This window comes from Microbacterium sp. K41, assembly GCF_004794395.1.
GTDB classification, from domain to species: domain Bacteria; phylum Actinomycetota; class Actinomycetes; order Actinomycetales; family Microbacteriaceae; genus Microbacterium; species Microbacterium sufflavum.
Map to the genome: position 1 here is coordinate 1 of NZ_SSDO01000159.1, position 274 is coordinate 274.

Consider the following 274-nt stretch of genomic DNA (forward strand, 5'->3'; position numbering starts at 1 on the left):
CAGGGGCGTGGGGGCGGACGCGGCGATGCGGGGCAGCCGCCCGGCTCCGTCGCGCCGTGCGGTCAGGCGCAGCGCCGTTGCCTCGGTGCGGAATCCGCTGCGGTCGAGGTCACGGGCGACACGCTCGAACTCCTCGGCCGGGATCGCCCGGTCGGGGTGGGCGCGCTGCCGTGCCTCCAGTCGCACGGCCTCGGCCCGCGCCGTCCACCCCGGTGTCGCGAGGGCGGTGAACCGTCGGGCGGCCAGACGTGCCGCGCGCTCGGCGGCCGCGGGA

Annotated in this window: 1 protein-coding gene; it reads right to left on the minus strand. The window is 79.6% G+C overall.

Going from position 1 to position 274, the window contains the following annotated elements; genetic code table 11:
- Window positions 1–274, minus strand: a 274-nt coding sequence (locus tag DW309_RS19320) for a hypothetical protein (RefSeq protein ID WP_168387165.1), incomplete at both ends; no start/stop codon positions are given.